The sequence below is a fragment of the Mangrovimonas xylaniphaga genome, assembly GCF_001280435.1.
GTDB classification, from domain to species: domain Bacteria; phylum Bacteroidota; class Bacteroidia; order Flavobacteriales; family Flavobacteriaceae; genus Mangrovimonas_A; species Mangrovimonas_A xylaniphaga.
In genome coordinates this window covers 1-318 of sequence record NZ_LBIP01000002.1, presented here as the reverse complement: position 1 = coordinate 318, position 318 = coordinate 1, and the positions used below count along the sequence as shown (strand labels likewise).

Below are 318 nucleotides of genomic sequence, written 5' to 3'. Positions count from 1 at the left end.
GTTCTGTAGATGTTGCTATTACAGATGCCTCTTTCAACGATAATTGTTCCGTAAGCTCAATTGCATGGGTAATGACCGGTGCTGTAAACGATACCGGTTCTGGACAGGTCGGAACATATACATTCCCTATAGGGACAACCACAATTACATATACCGTATCTGACAATGCCACCCCAGCCAATACAGCTACTGATGTCATGACTGTAACAGTGACCGATAATGAAAATCCAACGGTAAACGCTACAAGCAACGTTGTTACAACAACCAGTGCAGATACCTCTGGAGACTGTTCTGTAGATGTTGCTATTACAGATGCCT

At 43.4% G+C, this 318-nt stretch carries 1 protein-coding gene; it reads left to right on the top strand.

The window, feature by feature from the left end; genetic code table 11:
• On the top strand, positions 1 to 318 hold a 318-nt coding region (locus tag ZA06_RS16985; RefSeq protein ID WP_205625685.1), incomplete at both ends, for a hypothetical protein.